Raw genomic sequence first — 23663 nt, forward strand, 5'->3', positions numbered from 1 at the left:
AAGCTCCGCGCCCCGGAAGCGCGGAGCTCGGGTCATTGCCGCTTCTCGATCGCCGTGGGGCGCCCTACCGTACGCGCGGAATGGGCAGCTCGGACCTCCGCAACGCTCCGCCCGGAACCTGGTTGCCCGCGCGCCGCCTGGCGCTCTGGATCTTCCAGCCGCTCGAGCGGTTCCTCCACGTCCAGGCGGCGAGCGGCATCGTCCTGCTCATCGCCACCGCGGTGGCCCTCGCGTGGGCGAACTCTCCCTGGGCAGCTTCGTACGAGCGCCTCTGGCACACGCCGGTGAGGCTCGGCGTGGGCTCCTACCTCGTCGAGCGCGATCTCCATTTCTGGATCAACGACGGGCTGATGACGATCTTCTTCTTCGTCGTCGGGCTCGAGATCCGGCGCGAGATCCATCAGGGCGAGCTCTCCGTCCTGAAGCGGGCGGTGCTGCCCGTCGCGGCCGCGCTCGGGGGCATGCTCTTCCCGGCGCTCATCTACCTCGCGCTGAACCCGAGCCCGCCGGAGCGCAGCGGATGGGGCGTGCCGATGGCGACGGACATCGCGTTCGCGGTCGGCGCGCTGGCGCTGCTCGGCAACCGCGTCCCGGCGGCGCTGCGCGTGCTGCTCCTCGCGCTCGCGATCATCGACGACATCGGCGCGATCCTCGTCATCGCCGTCTTCTATTCGTCGAGCATCTCGGCCGCGGGGTTCGGGCTCGTGGCCCTGGGCATCGCGGGCGTGCTCGCGCTGCAGCGCTTCGGCGTCCGCTCGCCGGCGGTCTACGCCGCGCCCGGCGTCGTCATCTGGGCCGGCCTGCTGAGCGCCGGCGTGCACCCCACGATCACGGGGGTCCTGCTCGGCCTGCTCACGCCGGTGCATCCCTGGTTCGGCGAGGAGGGCTTCCTCGCCGAGGCCCGGAGGGCGCTGCAGGACTTCCAGGAGCGCGCGACCGGCGGGCATGACGCGCGCGAGCTCACCGGGCCGCTCGCGCAGCTCTCGCAGGCGCGGCGCGAGGCGCTGCCGCCCGTCGTGCGCCTGGAGGCCGCGCTGCATCCGTGGGTCGCCTACGGGATCATGCCGCTGTTCGCGCTCGCCAACGCGGGCGTGCGCCTCGGCGACGTGCACCTCGGCGCGGCGGGCTCGACGCGGCTGCTGCTCGGGGTCGTCTTCGGCCTGATGATGGGCAAGCCGCTCGGGATCATGGTCGCGTGCTTCCTGTCGGTGAAGCTCGGCCTCGCCGCCCTCCCGCGCGGCGTCCTCTGGCGAGGCGTGCTCGTCGTGGGATGCGTCGCGGGCATCGGCTTCACGATGGCGATCTTCGTCGCGGGGCTCGCGTTCGGAACGGGGCAAAGGCTCGGGGTCGCGAAGCTCGCCGTCCTGCTCGGGTCGCTGCTCTCGGCCCTCGTCGCGATGGCCGTCGGCAAGCTCGTGCTCCGCCCCGCGGAGGCAGGCCAGGTCGCCGCGACGGCCGATGAGGCGGAGGCATCGACGGAGTACTGATCGACCGGGGCCTCGGCGCGCGTGACGGCGGTCGCCGCGCAGGGCAGCGCACAAACGAGAACGGCGGCGCCTCTGGGGAGAGGCACCGCCGCTGGAACGTCGGCCTAGCTCGGCTCAGTACCGATCGCCGCCGCGACCGCCACGGCCGCCGCGGCCGCCACCACCGCCGCCGCCGTAGCCGCCGCCACCACCGCCACGGCCGCCGCGGCCACCACCGCCGCCGCCGCCGCCGTAACCGCCGCCGCCGCCGCCGCCGTAGCCACCGCCGCCGCCGCCACCACGCTGGACGCGCTCCTCCGCCTCGTTCACGCGAAGCGGACGGCCGTCCATCATGGCGCCGTTCATGTTCTCGATCGCCTGCTGGGCCTGCTCAGGCGTGCCCATCGTGACGAACCCGAAGCCACGCGACTGCCCACTCTCGCGGTCGGTCACGATGTGTACATCCGTCACCTCGCCGCTCTGGGCGAAGGCGGCCTGCACGGAGGCCTTGGTGGCGGAGAAGGGGAGATTACCAACGTAGAGGCGAGTACCCATGACACTGATTCACTTCACGGCTCTGCGAGATGCGTCAGCTTCGGTGCCGAACAGTGCCCTGCCGCCCCGATGGAGCCGTGGGGGATCGAGGGGGGGCGGCGCTGGGGAGGAGCCCCCGATGCGCCACACGTTGCGTCGTCCAGTCCGCGATCAATCCGCGATCCCCGAGAAGAGAAGCGTCGTGTCGAGTGCCAGTGACGTTCGTGACCAGCCGATAGTAACCAAATGTCCCCACCGCGCAAGCGCTCGAAGCGGCCCCCATCACCGCGACCCTCGCCCGGACGTCCCGAACAGCCGCCGCGCGGTCGCGCTCGCCTCCACGCGGGGGTAGGCACACATCAGCGCCTCGCCGGGCGGCGGAAGGTGGCGCCGAGATCCCAGCCCTCGCCGCTGGCGGCGCGCGCGAGCGCGACGTCCGGCAGCACGCCGCCCGCGATCCGGACCTCGGCGATCACGCCGAGGCGGAGCGTGGCGGTGAGCGAGCGGGGGGCGGCGCCGGGCGCGAGGCGGGGCGGGTGACGGGCGAGGTCGAGGGCGCGGCTGCGATCGTCGGCGGTCGCGAGGGCGAGCAGCGCGCCGAGGGGCCCGGGGCCGAGCGGGCGCACCAGCGCGATCGCGAGCGTCGCCTTCCCGCGGGCGCGGCGGCGCCCGAGCTCCGCCCGCGCCACCGGCTCCGCGGTGACCTCGTGCCCAGGCCGCGAGAGGATCGGCGCGACCGCCTCGGCGACCTCGACGAGGTGGGCGGCTGACTCGTCCACGAGCAGCGACGCCGCGGGCCCTCCCCACGCGGGATCGCCGTGCGCCCTCGGGAGGCCGACGAGGCCGAGGTGCGCGAGGCGCTCGGGCGGCAGCGCGTCGACCAGCCGCTGCGCGACGCCAGGCTGACCGAAGGGCCCGGCGTCGGGGCCCGTCGTGAGCACGATCCACCCGGCGACGCCCAGATCGAAGCGGACGGCGCCGCGGCGGTTCGTGTGCAGGCCGGCGCCGAGCCAGCCGAGGTCGTCGCGCTCGGTCTCGAACGCGCGCAGCGAGGTCGTCAGGTCGTCGGAGCGGATCACCTCGATCGCGTCGAGGAAGGCGGCGCCGCGCGCGGCGACGTCGTTGCGCGTCAGCGTGATCTGCCCCGGGCCGACGTCGGCCCGGAACGCGCCCGTGCCATCCGGCGCCGCGGGGTCGAAGCTGCGCGGCAGGAGCGCGACCATCGGCGACGCGAGCGCGCGGGCGACGCGGGCGGGATCCGCGCGCGGGAACACCGCGGCGAGCGGATCCCTCGGGTGCCGCTCGGGCCTCGGGATGTCGGCGAGCGCCGCGGCGGCGCCGCGAGCGCGGGCGCGCTCGACGGAGCTCACGATGTCGCGGCCGTCGAGCTTGAGCAGGCGCGCGGTGCGCAGCCCCTCGCGGAGGCGCACGACCGCGCCCTCCGCCTCGCGCGACGGCAGCGCGGACGAGAGCGTCGGGTACGGGTTCCCGGACGCATCGAGCCCGTAGAGGCTGTCGGCGATCGCCGGCGCGAACAGCGCCGCGGCGGGATCGCTGAGCTCGTGCGGATCGAGCGAGCTCGTCGGCCACGGGAGGTGCATCGAGAGGCGGCCGCCGAGCGGGGTGCGCCCCATCGCACGCGCGGCCTCCGGGAGGGCGGCGGCGCCGAGCAGCGCGCCAACGCCGCCGAGGAAGGCGCGGCGCGGGAGGCTCACCGCACCACCCAGATCTCGTCCGCCGTCGCGACGGCGAACGGGGCGCGCCCGGCCCCGTCGGGCGGACAGACCGCGAGGGCGCGCACCCCCGCCGGCGCCGGCAAGCGCAGGATCTCCTCGGGCGCCGCGCGGGCCGGGCCGCCCTCCCGGCGCCGCCACGACCAGACGACGACGGCATCCTCGAGCGGATCGAGGACGTCGAGGCTGGCGAGCAGCTCGGGCTCTCCATCCTGATCGAGATCGCCGACCGCGAGCTGCGCCCCGGCGCTGCCCACGACCTTGCGGCGGCCCGCGCTGTCCCGGAGCTCGACCGCGCCGCGCTCGCGCGTCGCCCAGACGGCGAAGGGCTCGCCCTGCGCGGACAGGAGCTGCGCGGACGCGAGCGCGTCGTACCGGCCGGAGAGCGACGCGGTCGCCGGCGGGGGATCGGCCGGGGCGCACGGCCCGAGCGGGCCCGTGAGGAGCGGCCCCCACGCCGTCGTGCAGGCCGAGCCGCCCGCGTCCGGGATCGAAAGCCCCGGCAGCTCGGCGAGCGCCTTCAGCTCGCCGTCGAAGCGGATGCTGCGCGCGCGATCGGTGAGCCCGACGTCGGCGAACGGCGGCAGGCGCTCGCCGTCCCTCGCGCGCTCGACGAGCGTGGCGAACGCGAGCGGCTCGCGCAGCGGCGCCGGGTGCACGGCGACGACGTCCGGCCACGGGCGCGACGCGAGCGGCACGACCCGGCCGCCGCGGAGGCGGAGCGTCGTCACGCGCCGGCGGCTCACGCTCAGGAGCTCGAGCGCCCCGTCGGCGTCGAGATCGCCGCACGCGAGCGCGACCACGTCGCCCTCGAAGTTCTTCGCGCGGTCGACCCTGGCGGCGACGAGCGGGATCGGCGCGAGGAAGCTGCGGATCTCCGCGTCGATGGGCGCCTCGGCGTAGGCGTGGGCGATGGGCCCCGGCTCCGGGTCGCGGATGCGCGCCCAGACGGTGCGCGGCACCGGGTACACGTCCGCGGTGACGCGCAGCTTCCCCGCCGCGATCTCGACGACGAGGTGGACGAGCGCCGCGTCGTCGCGCGCCGCCTCGCGCGCGAGCGGCAGCGGGATCGGGTCCTTCTGCGCGCGCACGCCGGCGCCGAGCTTGCCGGCGACGTGGGCGGCGAGCGTGGCCACGAGCTGGGCGCCGCGCGGCGCGGGCGCGTCGGAGACCAGCGGCGCGGCGGCCACGAGCGCGCGGCCGTCCACGGCGTCGAGCGAGCGCACGAGCGCGTCGACGGCGCGAGCCACGGCCGAGCGCGGCGGCCTCGGCGCCGGCGCCGCGGGAGGCGGCGCCGCGGCGGGCGCAGGAGACGGCTGCGCCGCGGCGGGACGCGCGAGCGCGAGGAGAGCGAGGAGGAGGAGGCCCCGGGGCGACAACGGCGACATGTTATGCGCGTCCATGGGCCCGGGGCCAGAGCCGTAGCCCCGCAGGCACCACGAGGAGCGCGACGACGAGGCCGACCGCGCTGCCCAGCGCGCCGACCCGGCCCAGGTCGCGGAGGCCGTCGAAGCCGCAGAACGCGAGCGCGGAGAAGCCCGCGGCCGTGGTCAGCGCCGTGGCGGCGATCGCCGGCCCCTCGCGGCGCAGCGTCTCGCGGATCACGGCGTCGCCGCCGCCCGCCGCCTCGATGTCGCGGGCGCGGTGGAGCAGGAACATGCCCTCGTCCACCGTGATCCCGAGCAGCACCGGGATGACGAGCGCGTCGTACGCGTGCAGGGGGATGCCGAGCGCCCGGATCAGCAGGAGGACGAGGGAGATCTCCGAGGCGACGACGAGCGCGGCCAGCGCGATGTCGCGCGCGCTGCGGAGGGAAGCGGAGAGCGCCAGCAGCACGAGCGCGCCCGCGACGAGCGCGATCCTCGGCATGTCGTGCGCGAGCGTCTCGCGCAGCGACGCCTCGAGCCGGCTGTAGCCGGTGAGCATGGCGCCCGGATCCTCCTCGCGGATCGCGCGCTCGATCCCCGCGACCGAGCCGGTCTCGCGGGGCCGCACGTACAGCGCGACGAGCGCCTCGCCCCCGTCCGCCCCGAGGTAGCGCGAGAGCAGGATGGACGCGGGGCCGCGCTCGAGATCGGAGAGCGCCACCTCCTGCCGGGGCGGCGCGCGCATCCCGTCGAGCACCGCCGAGAAGCGCTCGGGCGCGAAGCCCGTGTCGCGGAGCGCGCGCGCGAGCTCGTCGGCCCTGGCGGGCAGGTCGAGCGCGTCGCGCGCGGCGAAGCGCTCGGCCTGCGTCCGGGCGGCGGGGGCGAGCGCGGTGAGCGCGTCGACGGCCTCCACGTCGGCCTTCATCGAGGCGAGGCGCTCCGCGATCCGGTCGCCGCGCGCGCGGGCGCGCTCCTGGTCGCCGTCCGCGACGAGCACCACCCACTGCCCTCGCCGGCCGCCGAACGCCTCGAAGATCTCCTGCTGTACCTTGAGGGGCTCGAGCTCGGCCGGCCTGATCGCGACGATGGCCTCCGCGAGCGGCGGCGAGGCGCCGAGGGCGACCGCCGCGATGGGGAGCGCCGCGAGCCCCGCGAGCGCGAGCGCGCGGCCCCGCGTACGGGTGAGCCGGTAAAGGACGTCGGGCCAGCGCGCCGGCGCCGCGAGCGGCGGGGTCCCCCGCTCGAGCCACGCGCCCACGGCCGGCGTCACGAGGACGATGGCGATCGCCGTCAGGACCTCGCCCGCGGCGCACAGGAGCCCGAGCTGCCGGAGCGCGTTGATGTCCGACAGCGCGAGCGCCCCGAACGCCGCCCCCGCGGTGACGGCAGCGACGAGCACCGCGCGGGAGGTCCGCGCCCTCGCCGCGCGCGCGGCCGCCTCCGGCTCGAGGCCCTCGCGCCGCGCCTCGAGCAGCGCGGCGTAGACGTGGACGCCGGTGTCGACGCCGACGCCGACGACCACCGACATGAAGGCGACGGCGATCGCGCTGAGCCCTCCCGGGAGCGCCGTGGCGAGCCCCGCGGTCCAGAGGGTCCCGAGCACGAGCGGCGGCATCACCGCGGCGAGGGCGCGCAGGCGGCGGAAGAGCAGCGCGAAGACGACGGAGGCGAGCAGCATCGAGAGCGACCCCGAGATCGCGAGATCGCGCGTGAGCATCGCCTCGGTCGCCGCGGCGATGGCGTGCCCGCCGGTGAGCCCGAGCGTGAGCCCGGGGTGCGCCGCGCGGATCGGGCCGAGGACGGCGTTCGCGTCCGCGACGAACGCCCGCGCGTCGGCGCCGCGGAGCGCCTGCCCCGCCGGCTGCACCAAGACGAGGTGCACCTTGCCGTCGTCCGTGGCGAAGGCGCCGTCCGCCTGCGTGCGCACCCCGGATCCGATGTCCGCGGACTCGAAGACGAGCTGCGAGAGGCGCAGCGGGTCGGCCGCGATCGTCTCGGCCGCGGCGCCGCCGCCCGGCGCGAGCAGCATGGCGCGCGTCTCGGCGAGGCGCTCCCGCATCCCCTCGGGCGAGAGCGCGGCGGCGAGGCGCTCTCGCACGCGCGCGTCCGCGTGCCGGAACGCGACCCACGGATCGAGCGAGCGCGAGACGTCGATCCGATCGGCGGCGCGCTGCACGGTCGGGCGCGCCGCGAGGGCCCGCGCGATCTCCGCGGCCACGGCCGCGTTCTCGTCGGGGTCGTCGCCCTTGACCATCACGACGCCGAGGTCACCGCCCCCGAACCCGCGCACGTACCGGCGCAGCGCCGCGGCGTCTCCGCGCTCCGGCAGGAGCGAGGCGACGTTCGGCTCGAGCTGTAGCCGCAGCGTCACGGCGGCGAACGCGGCGAGCGTCAGCGCCGCGAGGGCGGCGACGACGACGAGGCGGAGAGGCCGGCGGGGGGCGTCCGCGCGAGCCGACGGAGGCGGAAGAGGTGCTGCCATGGAAACGCCGGGCCGCGCCCGGCGCCGCTCCTCTACCCTCACGCCCGCCTCGCCGCGAGGACATCCACCCTCACGCCCGCCTCGCCGCGAGGCCCCCCCACACGGTCCATGCTCCCGAGCTCACGACGCTTGCGCTCGCGAGTGCGCCGATTCATCCCGGCAGCATGGAGCTCCCCCCGATCGTCCTCGCAGGCAGAGCCGTCCTGCGGAAGCCCGCCGCGCCCGTCCCGCCCGAGGAGATCGGGACGAAGCGGCTCAAGCGCCTCGTCTCGACGATGGTCTCCGTCATGCGCAAGGCGCCCGGCGTGGGGCTCGCGGCGCCGCAGATCGGCGTCGACCAGCAGGTGATCGTGCTCGAAGACAGCGAGGAGCTCATGTCGCGCCTCACGGCGGGCCAGCGCGCCGAGCGCGGACGCGTGCCCTTCCCGCTCCGGGTGATCATCAACCCGACGCTGAGGGTCCTCGCGCCGTCGCTCCCGGACGCGGCAGGCGCGGGGCGGGCGACGTTCTTCGAGGGCTGCCTGAGCGTCCCGGGTTACATGGCGCTGGTCGAGCGAGAGCTGTCGGTCGAGGTGAGCGGCGTGGACGAGGACGGCAAGGAGGTCCGGTGGGAAGCGACGGGCTGGCCGGCGCGGATCCTCCAGCACGAGGTCGATCACCTCCGCGGCACGCTGTACATCGATCGCATGGTCACGCGCTCCTTCTGCAGCAACGAGGAGGCGAAGCTCTTGCTCAGCCTGTCCGTCGCCGAGGCGCGGGCCGCGCTCGGCGCGTGATCGCGGCCCGGCGCGCCGGGAGGCGAGCGCGCTCGACCGGCGGACGCGCGCTCACGGCGAGGGCGACGAGCCGGCGCCGCGCCCGGCGCTGGCGACGAGGGCTTCGACGATCCGCTCCATCCTGATCCCGCGCGAGCCCTTCACGAGCACCAGATCGCCGCGCTCGACGATCTCCTGCGCTCGGGCCGCCGCGGCGTCCGCGTCTACGGCGAACCACGCCCGCACGCCGGCCGCCTCGGCGGCGCGCGCGATCCACGCCGCCTCGCCGCCGACGGCGACGAGCGCGGCGGGGCGCGCGGCGCCGACCTGCTCGCCGAGCGCGTCGTGCTCCGCCGCCGCGAGCGCGCCGAGCTCGCGCATCTCGCCGAGCAGCAGGACCAGCCGCTTCCCGAGCGCCTCGGCGACCTCGACGGCCGTCCTGAGGGACGATCGCATCGACAGCGGGTTGGCGTTGTAGCTGTCGTCGATGACCACGGTGCCGTCCGGCAGCTCGCGGACGGACAGGCGCCCGTCCCCCGGCGGCGCGAGCCCCGCGGCGGCGCGTGCCGCTCGCTCGGTCGAGAGCGGCTCGCCGACCGCCTCTTCCACGACGGCGACGGCCGCGGCCGCCGCCAGCGCCCCCGCCTCGCCGAGCAGCGGGACGACGAGCTCCAGCGCCTCGCCTCCGCGCTCGAGCCGCACCGAGGTGCCGCGCACGCCGACCGGCCGCCTCCCCGCGATCCGGATCCGCGCGCGCTCCCCGGAGCCGTAGGTGATCCGCCGCGCGGCGCCGGCGCGCTCGAGCTGCTCGACCACCTTCGCGTCGTCGCCGTTGCCGAGGGCCACGCCCTCGGCCGGCAAGGCGGCGAGCAGATCACCTTCCTCGGCGGCGACGTCTTCCAGCGTGCCGAGCCCCTCGGTGTGCTCGACGCCGATGGACGTCAGCACGGCGAGGTCCGGCCCCGCGATCCGCGCGAGGGCCGCGACCTCGCCGCGCTGGTTCGTGCCGATCTCGACGACCGCGAAGCGATGGCGGTCCTCGAGCCCGAGCAGCGTCATCGGCAGCCCGATGGCGTTGTTCAGGTTGCCCGCCGTCGCGTGCACCTCGCCGCGGCCCACCCCCGCGAGCAGCGCGGCGATGGTCCGCGTCGTCGTCGTCTTGCCGGCCGAGCCGCCGATCGCGATGATCGCCCGCGGCCCGTCGGGGTGGGCGCCCGCCCGCCATCGCTCGCGGTGCGCTCTGGCCAGCGCCCCGAGCGCGGCGAGGCCGTCGTTCACGAGCACCGCGCCTCCTCCGGGCGGCAGGGCGACCTCCCGCGAGACGATGAACGCGGCCGCCCCGCGCTGCGCGGCGGCGTCGAGGAACCTGTGGCCATCGAAGCTCTCGCCGGCGAGCGCGACGAACGCCGCTCCTGGCGCGATCGTCCGGCTGTCGGTCGAGACGCCCCGCGCGTCCGGCCCGCTCCTCAGCACGCGCCCGCCGGTCGCGCGCGCCAGCTCGTCGAGGGAGAAGGGGGCAAGGTTGTGCGGGATCGGCGTCGCCATCGCGGGCGATCACCAGCACGGAACCGGGCGCGGGGCCAACGAATCGCCTGCGGCGCGCCCCGTCCGTGCGGCGTCGCGCCGCCTCAGCGCCGGGTCTTTTCCTTCTCGACCTCGTCGTAGATGTCGTCGCTCTTCGGCCGTGGGCGCGCGGCTGGGCGGGGCGCGGCGGGCGCGCTGGGGGCCGCCGTCACGCTCACGGTGGGCTCCGGCGACGCCTCGGCGGCCGTGGGCGGCGGCTCCTTGTAGTCGATCGCGATCGGTCCTCCGCCGCCCATGCTCTGCCACAGCGTGATCCCGATGAGCGCCAGCAAGGCCACCGCCAGGATCACGCTGAGCACGATGATGAGCGTCCTGCCGCCCTCCCGCCGCCGCGGCGCGACGGCGGCGGGTGGCTTCTGCGGTTCCGGGCGCTCCTGGACGAAGGTCGACGGGAGCGCCGGCATCTCGAGGCGCGCCGACGTGGTGGCCCACGGGCTCTCGGCCGCTCCGTCCCACCCGCCGGCCGCCTGGGGCGCGCCGTGCGCCGCCGCGCCGGGCGCTGCGCTCATCGCCGGCGCGGGCGCAGCGGCCGGTGGCGGCCCGGCCTGAGCCGGCATCCCCGCATGCAGCGAGGGCATCGGCGTGCGCGCGGCCTCTGATACCGCGGGCGTGGCCGCGCCGAAGCCAGGGCTCCCGAACCCGGGCGGCGCCGCCGGAGCAGGCGGCTGGCCGGCGTGAGGTGATGGCATCGGCGCGCGCGCGGCCTCTGGCGCAGCGGGCGCGGCCGCACCGAGGCCAGGGCTCGCGAACCCGGGCTGCGCTGCCGGCGCAGGCGGCTGCGTCGCGCTCGCGCCCATCCGATCCGTGATCGGCGCCGGCTGGAAGGCCGCCTGGCTCGGAGGCACCGGATCCGACTGCGGCGGCGCCGAGATGAACGGGAGCGCGCTCGGAGAAAAGACGCCGCTGGCCGAGAGCACGTCCTGCTGCGAGACGATCCCGGGCGGAAGGGTCCCTCCGCGCGCCGAGACGCTCGCCGTGGGCGGCTGGGTGTACCCGGCGGGAGCTGGCCCTGAGAACGCCGGCGCCGGCATGGCGCCCGAGAACGCGGGCGCCGATGACGCCGGCCCCGAAAACGCGGGCGCCGACGGCATCGGCCCTGAGAACGCGGGCGGGCTCTGCTGCTGAATCTGCTGCTGAAGATGAGGGCTCAGCGCGTACTGCGCGGAGAGCGGGCGCAGGGCGCCGGGCGCCATCAGCGGCGGCACGGGCAGCGGCCGGAAAGGGATCCCCGAGCCGTGCGCCGACGGGAGCGGCCGGCCTGGCTGCGCCGCCCTCTCACTCTCGGGGGCTCCCCATGGAACGTGTTTGTCGGTCATCCGCGCGCCTCGGAGGGACCGCCCACGCGACCCCTCCGCCTCACACTGAAGCGGAACAGCGCCCTCAATCTACCCCCAAGTCTCGGCGTGCGGCCATCCTTCTGACGCGTCGCCCCGCCCCGCGAGGCGCTGCCGCTCGTCGGCGCTGGCGCCACGCAGCGCCGCGCCGTGACGACACCGCCCGTCGCGGACGCAGGAGTGCGACGCCAGGGGTGCGCTCCTCGGGTCGGCGCGAGGAGGAGCGAGCTCGTCCCGCCACCGAGGCGCTCAGGAGGCGCGCGCTTTCGCCAGCGCCACCGGCGAGCAGGGCGCGCGCACGACGCTCCGGCGCGCGGGCGGCCCCAGAGCGCGAGGCGGCGCGCGAGGTCAGCCCTCTCGGGCGCGGGCGTCGCCGACGGCAGAGCTCGGACCGAGGCGCTGTCCACGCTTGTCGGGAACTCTCGACATGGCCGTGCCGCGCCGTGGACGGGCGCGGCGCTCCCGCCGGGGCGCGGGCGTCTGCCGCCGCGGGGCGGCTGTCGACCGCGGCAGCACAGTGCTATGGCACGTCGCGATATGGCCGCCGAGACGATGGACCCCCGCGCCTCCACCGAACCTTCTCCCAACGAGCCGCGTGAGCCCGCGCGCTACGATCATGCCGCCGTCGAGCCGCGCTGGCAGCGCGCGTGGGAGGAAGGCGAGACCTTCCGCGCCGTCCGCAGCGCGGACCCCGCCCGCGGGAAGCGCTACGTGCTCGACATGTTCCCCTATCCGTCGGGCTCGGGGCTGCACGTCGGCCACCCCGAGGGGTACACGGCGACCGACATCATGTCCCGCTACTTCCGCATGCGCGGGATCGACGTGCTGCACGTCATGGGCTGGGACGCCTTCGGGCTGCCGGCGGAGCAGCACGCCCTCGAGACCGGCACGCGCCCGGCCGACACGACGGCGCGGAACATCGCGACCTTCAAGCGCCAGCTCAAGATGCTGGGCTTCAGCTACGACTGGTCGCGGGAGCTCTCCACGACCGATCCGCGCTACGTGCGCTGGACGCAGTGGATCTTCCTCCAGCTCTTCAAGAAGGGGCTCGCGTACCAGGACGAGGTGAGCGTCAACTGGTGCCCGGCGCTCGGGACCGTCCTTGCGAACGAGGAGGTGATCGACGGCAAGAGCGAGCGCGGCTCGCACCCGGTCTACCGGACGCCGCTCAGGCAATGGATGCTCCGCATCACCGCCTACGCCGACCGCCTGGCGGAGGATCTCCGCCTCCTCGACTGGCCTGAAGGGACGGTGGCGATGCAGCGCTCCTGGATCGGCCGCTCGGAGGGGGCGCTCATCACGTTCGAGGTCAAGGGATGGGGCAAGGGCGCGCTGAGCGTGTTCACGACCCGCCCCGACACGCTGATGGGCGTCACCTACGTCGTGCTCGCGCCCGAGCACCCGCTCACGACATGGCTCACGAGCGCGGAGAGCGGCGCGTCCGAGCCGCGCCGCGAGGCGGTGCGCGCGTACGTCGCGGCCGCGGCTGGCAAGAGCGATCGCGAGCGGCTCGCCGCGGCGGCGAGGGAGAAGACCGGCGTCGACACCGGCCTCGTCGCCGTCCACCCCATCACGGGCGTGGAGGTGCCGATCTGGGTCGCCGACTACGTGCTCGGCGGCTACGGCACCGGCGCCGTGATGGCGGTGCCAGGGCACGACGAGCGCGACTTCGCCTTTGCCCGCACCTACGGGCTGCCCATCGTCGAGGTCGTGAGCCCCGACGGCACCCTGCACGACCAGCTCGAGGCCGCCTACGTCGACCCGGGCGTCGCGGTCCGGAGCGGCGAGTTCGACGGGCTCGCGACGGAGGAGTGCAAGCGCGCGGTCATCGCGCGCCTCGAGGCGCTCGGGCGAGGCAAGCGCGAGGTGAACTACAAGCTGCGCGACTGGGTCTTCTCCCGCCAGCGCTACTGGGGCGAGCCGATCCCGATCTACTTCCCCGTCGAGCTCGCCGATCCGCAGGGTGATCCCAGGAAGGGCGCCGCGCACACGATCCGCTACGATCAGCCGATCGCGGTCGACGAGGCCAGCCTCCCGATCGAGCTGCCGCCGCTCGCCGACTTCCGCCCTGGCGACGACCCTGCGGGCCCGCTGGCGCGCGCCGTCGACTGGCGCTTCTTCCAGCGGGACGGCAAGTGGTACGCGCGCGAGACGAACACGATGCCGCAGTGGGCGGGCTCGTGCTGGTACTACCTCCGCTTCCTCGATCCGCAGAACGACGCGGAGCCGTTCTCGGAGGCCGCGTACGACGCGTGGATGCCCGTCGACCTCTACGTCGGCGGCGCGGAGCACGGCGTGCTGCACCTCCTCTACGCGCGCTTCTGGCACAAGGTGCTCTACGACCTCGGCCATGTGAAGCACCCCGAGCCCTTCGCGAAGCTCGTCCATCAGGGGATGATCCTGGGCGAGGACAACGAGAAGATGTCGAAGTCGCGGGGCAACGTGATCAACCCCGACGACATCGTGCGGGCCCACGGCGCCGACGTGCTGCGGATGTACGAGATGTTCATGGGCCCGCTCGAGGCGGTGAAGCCCTGGCAATCAGGGCAGATCCAGGGGGTGGTCCGGTTCCGGGACCGCGTGTTCGCGACGTGCACGCGACCGCTCTCGGACGCGATGGACGACGCGACGAGCCGGCAGCTCCACAGGACGATCAAGAAGGTGACCGGCGACATCGAGGGGATGGCGTTCAACACCGCCATCTCCGCGATGATGGTCTTCGTGAATCACCTGAGCTCGCTGCCTTCGCCGCCGCGCGAGGCGGTCCTGCGGCTGATCCTCCTCGTCTCTCCCTTCGCGCCGCACCTCGCGGAGGAGCTGTGGCGGCTCACCGGCCACGAGCGTTCGCTCAGCTACGAGCCGTGGCCCACCTACGACGAGGCCTTCTGCGTCGACGACGTCCTGGAGATCCCGGTGCAGGTGAACGGCAAGGTCCGCGGTCGCGTGATGCTGGCGAAGGCGGCATCGGAGGAGGAGGCGCGAGCCGCCGCGCTCGGCCTGGAGCCCGTGGCCGCCCTCGCCGCGGGCAAGCAGCTGAAGAAGTTCATCTACGTCGCGGGGAAGATCGTGAACATCGTGGTCGGCTGACGCTCCGGCGCCGCCTGGAGAGCTCCGGCGCCGCCTGGAGAAAACGAGCGCTCGCAGCGCGGCGACGTCGCGAACGGACGCGCGGGATAGCAGCGCGAGGGAGGCTCTCCCGGCGCGCGAGCTTCCCCGGAAGCAATCCTCTCCTCGCTCGGGGCGCGCGGCGGTGCACAGCCCAGGCTGGCAGGTGCCGTGCAAAGGCGGCTGGCCGTGTGCCGGAACAGCACCGCACGGTGTACCCGAGCAGGCTGCCTCCTCGCCGCCGCGCTGGCCGGCTGCGCTGGAGACGCGGACGAAGCGGACCTGCACGAGGAGGACGCGGCCGAGGCCGCGCTGGAGATCAAGGGAGGGTATCTAGACGCTGGAGACCGCGCGGTCGCCGGACTCCTCATCACCGATCGCAGAGGGCGCGTCGCGCGGACCTGCTCGAGCACCGTCATCGCGCCCAACCTGGTGCTCACCGCGCAGCACTGCATCGCGGAGGCTCCCAAGCTCATCGCCTGCAAGACGGCGACGTTCGGTGAGCCGGTCGATGCCTCGCAGGTCTACGCCACGCTCGGCGGGGCCCTGTGGGCCGCGGACACGCCGTGGATCGGCGCGCGCGCGCTGCTCAGCCCGCCCGACGGCAACGCCGTCTGCGGGCGCGACGTCGCGCTCGTCGTGCTGTCCTCCCCGCTCGGCGGCAGCGAGGTCACGCCGCTCGCGCCCCGCCTCGATCGTCCGCCCGAGGAGAGCGAGGTCTACTCCGCGGTGGGCTTCGGCGACACGGAGGGCAGATCGCGCGGCGGCGGCGTCCGCAGGCGCCGCGATGGGCTCCACGTCGAGTGCGTCGGGTACGGGTGCGGGACGCAGGAGCGCGTCACAGGGGGCGAGTGGCGCGGAGAGAACGGCATCTGCAGCGGCGACTCGGGCGGACCGGCGCTCGACGCCGCGGGGCGGATCATCGGCGTGACGTCGCGCGGGCCGGCCGGCTGCGCCGACCCCATCTATGGTGGGCTCATCGCCCATCGCGACTGGCTCGTCACCGAGGCGATGCGCGCCGCCGACGTCGGCGACTACGACCCGCCCTGGTGGGCCACGGCGTCGGCCCCCGCGGAGCGCTTGCCTTCGCGCAGGCCGCTCGACGAGCGCTGGCTCTCGTGCGCACACGGCCCCTTCGTCGGCGACGACAGCGGGGCCGCGGCGGCGCTCGCGCTGCTCGCGCTGCTCGCGCTGAAGCGAGCCAGGGCGTCCGCGCTGCTGACGTGCCGCGCTCACCGCGCACGCCACGCGCGCGCCGCGTCGCAGAGCACGATTTCCGCCTGATCGAAGCTCCAGCGCACACCTCGCCTGCTAGGATGCGGGCGTCCTGCCCTGCGGAGTGTCCATGCCCATGTCGCCCAGCATCCGTCCGGCCGCGCTGCTCGCGGCGCTCGTGCTCGCCTCGCTCCCCATCGGCTGCGGCCCCACCTACGTGCGCGGCAATCAGGTCGAGGGGCTCGACGACGCGGCGATGAGCACGGGGATCGACAGGCGCGACATCGAGCAGCTCCTCCACGAGAACCTGACGTCGCTGATGGCCTCTCCGGTGGCCAAGGCGTGGGCGCACGACGGCTCGCGGCCCACGCTCGCCATCTATCCGCTGTCGAACCAGACGAGCGAGCACATCGACAGCCAGCTCCAGGCGCTCCTTTCCGATATCGAGACGTACCTGGCCCAGGCGAGCCTCGTCACCGTGGTGAGCGTCGAGCGCCAGCAGCAGATGGTCGCGGAGGTCGAGAAGCAGCACGGCGGCGGGTTCGATCCGAACCACATCGCCGAGTACAACCGCCAGCTCGGCGCGAAGTACTACCTCACCGGCAAGGTCTTCACCGCCGATGAGCGCACCGAGGACGAGCGCCGCGTCCAGTACTTCATGTTCATGCAGCTCATCGAGGTCGCCACGAGCGCGGTGGCCTGGCAGAACAGGGCGGCCTTCACCAAGGCGCTCATCCAGGAGTGATGCGCCGGCGGCACGCGGGCCTCGCGGGGCGCGAGCGTGCGGCCCTGGCTCCTCTCGCGCTGCTCCTCGGCCTCTCGCAGGCCGCCTGCGGCGGACATGAAGATCGCGTGCGCACCGCGCTCCAGGCGCTCGATCGCGGCGCTCCCGCCGAGGCGGTGGCCGCGCTGAACGAGCAGCTCGAGGTCGAGACCGCGGCCCAGCTCCCGGCGCTCCGGGGCGACAACGCGCTCCTCCTGCTCGACCGCGGCAACGTCCTCCTCAGCATGGACAGCTACCGGCTGTCCGCGCGCGATCTCGGGGCCGCGGACAAGGCGATCGACCTGCTCGACATGTCCCGCGGGGCCGCCCACGATCTCGGCAAATACCTCTTCTCGGACGACGTGGGCCCGTACAAGGCGCCTGCCTACGAGAAGCTGCTCATCAACACCATCAACATGATGAACTACCTGGCCCAGCGCGACCTCGGCGGGGCCAGGGTCGAGGCGCGCCGCCTCGCGGTCATGCAGAGATACCTGCGCGATCACGAGGGCGAGACGGCGCTCCTCGGCCTCGGCAGCTACCTCGCGGGCCTCGCCTTCGAGAAGAGCGGCCAGGCTGACGAGGCGCTCCTCCACTACGACGACGCCCTCCGCCACGGGTCGTATCCGTCGCTCCGCCGCCCGCTCCGCGCGCTCACGCGCGGCGAGCCCAGGTCGCCCCGCATCGCCGCGTTGATCGAGGGTGAGGCCCCGCCGCCGCCCCTCGACGAGGCCGGCGAGGCCGAGCTCATCGTCGTCGTCGGGTTCGGGCGCGTCCCGCAGAAGGTGCCGCAGCGCCTCCCGATCGGCCTCGCGCTCACGCTCGTGGCCAACGACATCAGCCCGACGGATCGCGCGCGGGCGAGCGAGCTCGCGGCGAAGGGGCTCGTTACCTGGGTCAACTACCCGACGCTCGCCCGGGGCAAGGGCGGCTATTCGGTTCCCACGCTGAAGCTCGACGGGCGCCCCCAGCCGATGGAGCAGGCGCTCGACGTCGAGGCGCAGGTGCGCGCGGCCTGGAAGAAGAGCGAGGGCACCGTCATCCTGTCGGCCATCACGAGGACCGTCGCCCGCATCGCGGCCGGCGAGGCCGCGCAGGGCGCCACCGAGGCGGCTGCGGAGGACTCCGGGCCGCTGGGCCTGCTCGTCGGCCTGCTGACGAGCGCGACGCTGACCGCGCTCGACACGCCGGACACGCGCGGATGGTCGACGCTCCCCGCGCGCATCGCGATCGCGCGGACCCGCGTCCGCGCGGGCACGCACGACGTGGTCGTCGGCGTCCGGGGCGAGTCGAGGCGCGCCCGCGTGAGCGTCACCGCGGGCGGGTGGGCCTTCGTCCCGGTGATGGTCCTCCGCTGAGCGGCGCGCGCGGACGGGAGGGTTGCGGGCGCACTCCTCCCGCGGCAGTCTCCGCGCCGATGCGTAGCCCTCATCTCCGCGCCGTGCTGGTCCGCGCGCTCTCGGCGTGCTCGCCCCTCGCGCTCCTCTGCGCGACCGCCTGCGGGGCGCTCGCCACCTCGCCGTCGTGGGTCGGCGGCGGCCTCGCGGTCTCCGCGCCGATCCGGGCGGCCGAGGAGGACGCCGCGATCGAGCGGGAGCGCGCGCTGATCGCGAGTCAGCCCAAGCAGATCGGCGCGCGGCATCTCCTCGTCATGCACGAGGGCTCGAAGAGCAAGCCCGAGGGCCTCCGCCGCACGCGCGCCGAGGCCCGCGCGCGTGCGCAGCAAGCGCTCCTCAAGATCCGCGGCGGGGCGAGCTTCGAGGAGGCGGTCGCGGAGTACAGCGACGAGCCGGGCGCCGCCGAGCGCGGCGGGGATCTCGGCGTGTTCGAGCGCGGCATGATGGTAAAGGGCTTCTCCGACGCCGCCTTCGCCTTGAAGATCGGCGAGGTGAGCGAGATCATCGAGACGCCGTTCGGCTTCCACATCATCCAGCGCACCGAGTAGCGCCCGCCCCCGATCGTCGCCCGCCGGCCGCGGGCTCGACGCCTCGGCCTTCGTCGCCTAGCGTGGCGCGCATGACGAGGAACGTCCGCGCAGCGCCGACCGCCGAGCACCGCCGCCTCGAGGAAGAGCGCGAGCGCCTCCTGCGCTGGAAGCACTGGGGCCCCTACCTCTCCGAGCGGGCCTGGGGGACGGTGCGCGAGGACTACAGCGCGAACGGGGACGCGTGGGCGCACTTCCCTCACGACCATGCCCGGAGCCGCGCCTATCGCTGGAACGAGGACGGGCTCGGCGGCATCTGCGACCGACACCAGATCTTGTGTCTCGCCGTCGCCGTCTGGAACGAGCGGGATCCGATCCTGAAGGAGCGGGCCTTCGGCCTGACCGGGCCGGAAGGCAACCACGGCGAGGACGTCAAGGAGATCTACTACTACGAGGACGCGACGCCGACCTCCAGCTACCTGCGCTATCTCTACCGGTACCCGCAGCGGCCGTTCCCCTACGAGGCGCTCGTCGCCGCCGCGCGCGACCGCGGCCTCTCGGAGGGCGAGGCAGATCTCCCCGATCTCGGCGCCTTCGACGGGGATCGTTACTTCGACGTCGTCGTCGAGTACGCGAAGCGGAGCCCGAGCGACATCCTGATGGTCATCACCGTGGTGAACCGCGGCCCGGAGGCCGCGCCGATCCACGTGCTCCCGCACCTCTGGTTCCGCAACACATGGTCCTGGACCGAGCCTCCGGGACCGGTCCCGGAGATCCGGGCCATGGAGACCGACGCCGGTCATGTGATGCTGCGCGCGGCGCACCCCGAGCACGGCGCGCATCACCTGTACATCGAGGGCAGCCCGGAGCTGCTCTTCACCAACAACGAGACGAACCGCGAGCGGCTCTATGGCGTCCCTTCGCGGACACCGTACGTCAAGGACGCGTTCCATCACCGGGTCGTCCACGGCGACGAGGCGCGGGTGAACGCCGAGCGCCGCGGCACGAAGGCCGCGAGCTGGCATCGCTTCGAGGTGCCGGCAGGCGGGAGCCGGCGGATCCTGCTCCGGCTCGCGCCCGAGCCGGTCGACTGCCCCTTCGACGGCGCGGAGGAGCTCCTCGGGGCGCGGCGCAGGGAAGCGGACGAGTACTATCTCGCCGTCCAGGGCCCTGCCCTGTCCGACGATCGCCGCGCCATCCAGCGTCAGGCGGCGGCGGGGCTGTTCTGGACGATGCAGTTCTACCACTACGACGTCGACACCTGGCTCCGCGGCGACGCGCACGCGCCGCCGCCCGAGCGGCTGAGCGGCCGAAACGCCCACTGGCGGCACGTCTCCGTCGCCGACGTCGTCTCCATGCCCGACGCGTGGGAGTACCCCTGGTTCGCGGCGTGGGATCTCGCCTTCCATGCGGTCGCGCTGGCCTCGCTCGACATCGATCTCGCGAAGGCCCAGCTGAAGATGATGGTCAAGGAGTGGTACCAGCACCCGAACGGGCAGCTGCCTGCCTACGAGTGGGAGTTCTCGGATCTGAACCCCCCGGTGCACGCCTGGGCGACCTACCAGATCTACAAGATAGAGCGGAAGCAGCGGGGCGAGGGCGATCGGGTGTTCCTGGAGCGGGTGTTCCACAAGCTCCTCATCAACTTCGCCTGGTGGGTCAACAAGCGCGACGCCGAGGGGCACAACGTCTTCGAGGGCGGGTTCCTCGGCCTCGACAACATCTCGCTCTTCGATCGCAGCGAGCGGCTCGCGCCCGGCATGCGCCTGGAGCAGGCGGACGCCACGGCGTGGATGGCGATGTACTGCCTCGACCTCATGCGCATCGCGCTGGAGCTCGCGCTCGACAACTCCGCGTACGAGGATCTCGCCAGCAAGTTCTTCGAGCACTTCTTGCGGATCGCGCACGCGCTCCACCACACGGCGGACGGCCGGCTGCCGCTCTGGTCCGAGGAGGACGGCTTCTACTTCGACATCCTCATCGCCGGAGGGAAGCCGCGGCACGTGAAGATCCGATCGGCCGTCGGCCTCATCCCGCTCTGCGCGGTGCACGTGATCACCCCGGAGATCTACGGCAAGCTCGCGAATTTCCGGCGCCGGACCGAGTGGTTCCTCCGCAAAAACCCCGCGCTGGCCGAGGCGATCACCGTACGTCCCGATGGCCGCCAGGTGCTCTCCGCGGTGCCGCCGGGGCGCCTCGAGCGGGTGCTCGCGCACCTGTTCGACGAGGACAAGTTCCTCTCGCCGTTCGGCCCGCGCTCGCTCTCCAAGGAGCACGCGGCCGCGCCCGTCTCGCTCGGGCTCGAGCCCTGCGACGCGCAGTACACGGTCGGCTACGAGCCGGGTGAGTCGATCACGCGCATGAAGGGCGGCAACTCCAACTGGCGCGGCCCGATCTGGTTCCCGCTCGGCTACCTGCTCTACCGCTCGCTCCTCCGGCTCGACCACGGCTTCGGCGACGTGCTCACGATCCCGTCGCTCGGCGGCCACGGCCCTCGCACGCTCCGCGACGGGGCGCACGAGATCGCGCGCCGGCTGATCGCGATCTTCGAGCGCGACCGCGAGGGGCGCCGCCCTGTCTACGGCGAGCACCCCCTCTTCCAGCGTGATCCTCGGTTCCGAGATCGCCTGTTTTTCTTCGAGTACTTCCACGGCGACACCGGCGCTGGGCTCGGCGCCTCGCACCAGACCGGCTGGACTGCCCTCGTGGGCGACCTGATCCTGCGCACGGAACGGCACGACCACCCGCGTTCGTAGCGCACCCCACATAGCGTTCGGCTCATCACCGGTTCGTCCCGGATCCGTGCTAGGAGGGCGCCTGTGTCGCTGGCGTTCGGCGTCTCGCTCCTCGCGTTGGCCGTCATGCTGGGCGGCATTGCGGCGGTGTTCCGTCACCGGAGCGAGAACGCGATGTCTGCGTTGCGGACGTTCGCCCTCGTCGGTGCGGCGTCGATCGCGCTGCTTCACCTGCTCCCGGAGGCGATCGGCGAGATCGGCTGGCTCGCGCTGCTCGCGGCGGCGTCTGGCTTCGTGGCGCCGGCGGTGCTGGAGCGCCTCGTGCTCGGGGACGCTGGGGCTCACCGGACGCCGACGACGGCGCTCGCGATGGGGTACGCCGCGGTGCTCGCGCATCAGTTCGGCGAGGGCGCGGCGGTGGCGTCGCTCTCACGGGTTGGCCAGCTCTCGCTCCCTGTCGTGCTCGTGATCGCCGCGCACACGGTGCCGCTCGCCATGGTGGTGGCGATTCAGGTCCTCGAGGTGAAGGCCGACGCCGGCGGCAAGCGCGCCATGAGCGCTGCGCTGGCGGGCATTGCGCTCGCCACGGTGGTTGGCGCCTTCGCGACGCGGCTTGTCGACCTGGAGCACCTCGAGGTGATCGAGCCCTGGCTGCTCTCCGCGGTCGCGGGCCTCCTCTTGCACGCGCTCTCGCACGAGGCGGTCGCAAGCGGCCCAGCGACGTCTCTGAGCCGCGCCGGCGAAGCCGTGGGTGGCCTGCTCGGCATTTTCCTTGCGACGATCGGGATCGACGAGGAGGAATGGGTGCAAAAGATCCCGTTCGCTCTCCAGATCGCTGCCCTGTGCGTCCTTGCGGGGCTCATCCTGCTGCGCAGCTACGGCCCGAGGCGAGCCACCGAGCGCCCGCACTGAGCGTCGCCGCCCTGACGGCACGCTCCCGTCCCGACGCCGTGACGGCACGCTCCCGCCACCATCGGTCACCAACGTGAACGTGAACGTGGTCGTGGTCGTCAACGACAAGCCGTGAACGACCACGACCACGACCACGTAAACGTTCGGATGCAGGAGGACGCGGCGCGAAGCAATGTTAAATGCCTACGATGCCCCCTGGAGGGTGCTCCCGGGGCCGGCCAGCCCGGAACGCGCTCCACGTAGCCGCCGACGTCCCCGAGACGGCCCGATGGCCGCAACGCCCGCCTGGAGCTCGAAGCACGATGGACAAAAAAAAACCTGCGCACGGCTTTCACCGTGCGCAGGTTCGAAGAAAATCCCGGCGGCGTCCTACTCTCCCACCAGGTTGCCCTGGCAGTACCATCGGCTCCAAGAAGCTTAACTTCCGAGTTCGGTATGGGATCGGGTGTGACCTTCTCGATATCACCACCGGAAACTTGTGGGTGCGTCCAATCGGAACCCTGCGGAGCCCGCTCCTCGCGGTGCTCTACGCTATGTTTACGCAGGGCCAGCTGTGTCACGCTGCTCGTCACCCGAACTCCGGGCGCGACGCTTCGATGTTTGCCTTAGAAGCATGGTCAAGCCGCACGACCTATTAGTACCGGTTAGCTCCGCCGATTGCTCGGCTTCCACACCCGGCCTATCAACCTCGTGGTCTACGAGGGGTCTTTAGGGGCCTTGCGGCCCGGGACACCTAGTCTTGAGGCCGGCTTCCCGCTTAGATGCTTTCAGCGGTTATCCGTTCCGTACATGGCTACCCGGCTATGCCCTTGGCAGGACAACCGGAGCACCAGAGGTACGTCCACCCAGGTCCTCTCGTACTATGGGCAGCTCCTCTCAAGTGTCCTACGCCCACGGCAGATAGGGACCAAACTGTCTCACGACGTTTTAAACCCAGCTCGCGTACCGCTTTAATCGGCGAACAGCCGAACCCTTGGGACCTGCTCCAGCCCCAGGATGCGATGGGCCGACATCGAGGTGCCAAACCGCGCCGCCGATATGAACTCTCAGGCGCGATCAGCCTGTTATCCCCAGAGTACCTTTTATCCGATGAGCGATGGCCCTTCCATACAGAACCACCGGATCACTAACGCCTGCTTTCGCACCTGTTCGACCTGTCGGTCTCACAGTTAAGCTCCCTTGTGCGTTTGCACTCTACGCCTGGTTTCCAATCAGGCTGAGGGAACCTTCGCACGCCTCCGTTACTTTTTAGGAGGCGACCGCCCCAGTCAAACTGCCCACCAGGCAGTGTCCCCGACCCAGTTCATGGGCCCAGGTTAGATTTCCAGAATACCCAGGGTGGTATTTCAACGTTGGCTCTGCCGAACCCAGAAGCCCGGCTTCATAGCCTCCCACCTATCCTACGCAGAATATCCCGAAAATCACTGCCAAGTTGCAGTAAAGGTTCATGGGGTCTTTCCGTCTTGCCGCGGGTAGAGGGTATCTTCACCCCCGATACAATTTCGCTGAGTCCCTGGTCGAGACAGCGGGGATGTTGTTATGCCATTCGTGCAGGTCGGAACTTACCCGACAAGGAATTTCGCTACCTTAGGACCGTTATAGTTACGGCCGCCGTTTACTGGGGCTTCGGTTCAGAGCTTCGCTTGCGCTGACTCGTCCCCTTAACCTTCCAGCACCGGGCAGGCATCAGACCCTATACGTCGTCTTACGACTTCGCAGAGTCCTGTGTTTTTAGTAAACAGTCACAACCCCCA

The 23663-nt window shown here is 73.0% G+C and carries 15 protein-coding genes and 2 rRNA genes (1 of these 17 only partly in view); 9 read left to right on the plus strand and 8 right to left on the minus strand.

Annotated elements, in window-relative coordinates; all coding sequences use genetic code 11:
- Nucleotides 1-80 precede the first annotated feature (80 nt).
- Nucleotides 81-1487 carry a Na+/H+ antiporter NhaA gene (gene nhaA, locus WMF22_RS40055; RefSeq protein ID WP_438033139.1) on the plus strand — a complete coding sequence of 469 codons (1407 nt, stop codon included), beginning with the start codon at nt 81-83 and terminating at the stop codon, nt 1485-1487.
- Between the two features lie 114 nt (nt 1488-1601).
- Here the strand turns inward: nhaA and WMF22_RS40060 are convergent, their stop codons facing one another.
- The 4 genes from WMF22_RS40060 to WMF22_RS40075 all read right to left on the minus strand — a co-directional run bounded on the left by WMF22_RS40060 (nt 1602) and on the right by WMF22_RS40075 (nt 7582).
- Complete coding sequence (locus WMF22_RS40060) at nt 1602-2021, minus strand: RNA recognition motif domain-containing protein (protein WP_012240018.1); 420 nt, start codon at nt 2019-2021, stop codon at nt 1602-1604.
- A gap of 338 nt (nt 2022-2359) precedes the next feature.
- Nucleotides 2360-3715: a hypothetical protein gene (locus WMF22_RS40065; protein WP_437295209.1), complete on the minus strand. Its 1356-nt coding sequence runs from the start codon at nt 3713-3715 to the stop codon at nt 2360-2362.
- Nucleotides 3712-5121 carry a hypothetical protein gene (locus tag WMF22_RS40070; RefSeq protein ID WP_438033140.1) on the minus strand — a complete coding sequence of 470 codons (1410 nt, stop codon included), beginning with the start codon at nt 5119-5121 and terminating at the stop codon, nt 3712-3714. The genes WMF22_RS40065 and WMF22_RS40070 overlap by 4 nt, the downstream gene beginning before the upstream one ends.
- A gap of 1 nt (nt 5122) precedes the next feature.
- The gene (locus tag WMF22_RS40075) at nt 5123-7582 is read right to left on the minus strand and encodes an MMPL family transporter (protein WP_438033141.1); all 2460 of its coding nucleotides are present in this window, start codon (nt 7580-7582) and stop codon (nt 5123-5125) included.
- A gap of 164 nt (nt 7583-7746) precedes the next feature.
- On the opposite strand from WMF22_RS40075, the gene WMF22_RS40080 reads away from it, so the two are divergent.
- Entirely contained in the window at nt 7747-8358 is a 612-nt protein-coding gene (locus tag WMF22_RS40080) for a peptide deformylase (RefSeq protein WP_437295212.1), read from the plus strand.
- Nucleotides 8359-8409: 51 nt separating this feature from the next.
- On the opposite strand, the gene WMF22_RS40085 is transcribed toward WMF22_RS40080, so the two are convergent.
- A complete protein-coding gene (locus WMF22_RS40085; RefSeq protein ID WP_438033142.1) occupies nt 8410-9882 on the minus strand; it encodes a UDP-N-acetylmuramoyl-tripeptide--D-alanyl-D-alanine ligase in 1473 nt (490 codons plus the stop codon).
- An 83-nt stretch (nt 9883-9965) separates the two neighbouring features.
- Nucleotides 9966-11237 (minus strand): hypothetical protein, encoded by a 1272-nt coding sequence (locus tag WMF22_RS40090; RefSeq protein ID WP_438033143.1) that lies wholly within the window; start codon nt 11235-11237, stop codon nt 9966-9968.
- Between the two features lie 540 nt (nt 11238-11777).
- Here WMF22_RS40090 and leuS point away from each other — a divergent pair.
- From leuS to WMF22_RS40125, 7 genes are all read left to right on the plus strand, one after another.
- Nucleotides 11778-14342 carry a leucine--tRNA ligase gene (leuS, locus tag WMF22_RS40095; protein ID WP_438033144.1) on the plus strand — a complete coding sequence of 855 codons (2565 nt, stop codon included), beginning with the start codon at nt 11778-11780 and terminating at the stop codon, nt 14340-14342.
- 207 nt (nt 14343-14549) lie between these two features.
- On the plus strand, nt 14550-15644 hold the full coding sequence (locus WMF22_RS40100) for a trypsin-like serine protease (RefSeq protein WP_438033145.1): 1095 nt from the start codon (nt 14550-14552) through the stop codon (nt 15642-15644).
- Nucleotides 15645-15705: 61 nt separating this feature from the next.
- Complete coding sequence (locus WMF22_RS40105) at nt 15706-16320, plus strand: penicillin-binding protein activator LpoB (RefSeq protein ID WP_438033146.1); 615 nt, start codon at nt 15706-15708, stop codon at nt 16318-16320.
- Nucleotides 16320-17696 (plus strand): hypothetical protein, encoded by a 1377-nt coding sequence (locus WMF22_RS40110; RefSeq protein ID WP_438033147.1) that lies wholly within the window; start codon nt 16320-16322, stop codon nt 17694-17696. The genes WMF22_RS40105 and WMF22_RS40110 overlap by 1 nt, the downstream gene beginning before the upstream one ends.
- Nucleotides 17697-17755: 59 nt before the next feature.
- Nucleotides 17756-18283 carry a peptidylprolyl isomerase gene (locus WMF22_RS40115; RefSeq protein WP_437295219.1) on the plus strand — a complete coding sequence of 176 codons (528 nt, stop codon included), beginning with the start codon at nt 17756-17758 and terminating at the stop codon, nt 18281-18283.
- 71 nt (nt 18284-18354) lie between these two features.
- Nucleotides 18355-21018: an MGH1-like glycoside hydrolase domain-containing protein gene (locus tag WMF22_RS40120; RefSeq protein ID WP_438033148.1), complete on the plus strand. Its 2664-nt coding sequence runs from the start codon at nt 18355-18357 to the stop codon at nt 21016-21018.
- Nucleotides 21019-21081: 63 nt separating this feature from the next.
- Nucleotides 21082-21909 carry a hypothetical protein gene (locus WMF22_RS40125; RefSeq protein ID WP_437295221.1) on the plus strand — a complete coding sequence of 276 codons (828 nt, stop codon included), beginning with the start codon at nt 21082-21084 and terminating at the stop codon, nt 21907-21909.
- A 356-nt stretch (nt 21910-22265) separates the two neighbouring features.
- Here the strand turns inward: WMF22_RS40125 and rrf are convergent.
- A 5S ribosomal RNA gene (gene rrf, locus WMF22_RS40130) occupies nt 22266-22382 on the minus strand.
- A 140-nt stretch (nt 22383-22522) separates the two neighbouring features.
- Nucleotides 22523-23663 (minus strand): 23S ribosomal RNA (locus WMF22_RS40135); it runs 1866 nt beyond the window's last position.

The organism is Sorangium sp. So ce204 (genome assembly GCF_051526795.1).
Lineage (GTDB): Bacteria > Myxococcota_A > Polyangia > Polyangiales > Polyangiaceae > Sorangium > Sorangium cellulosum_B.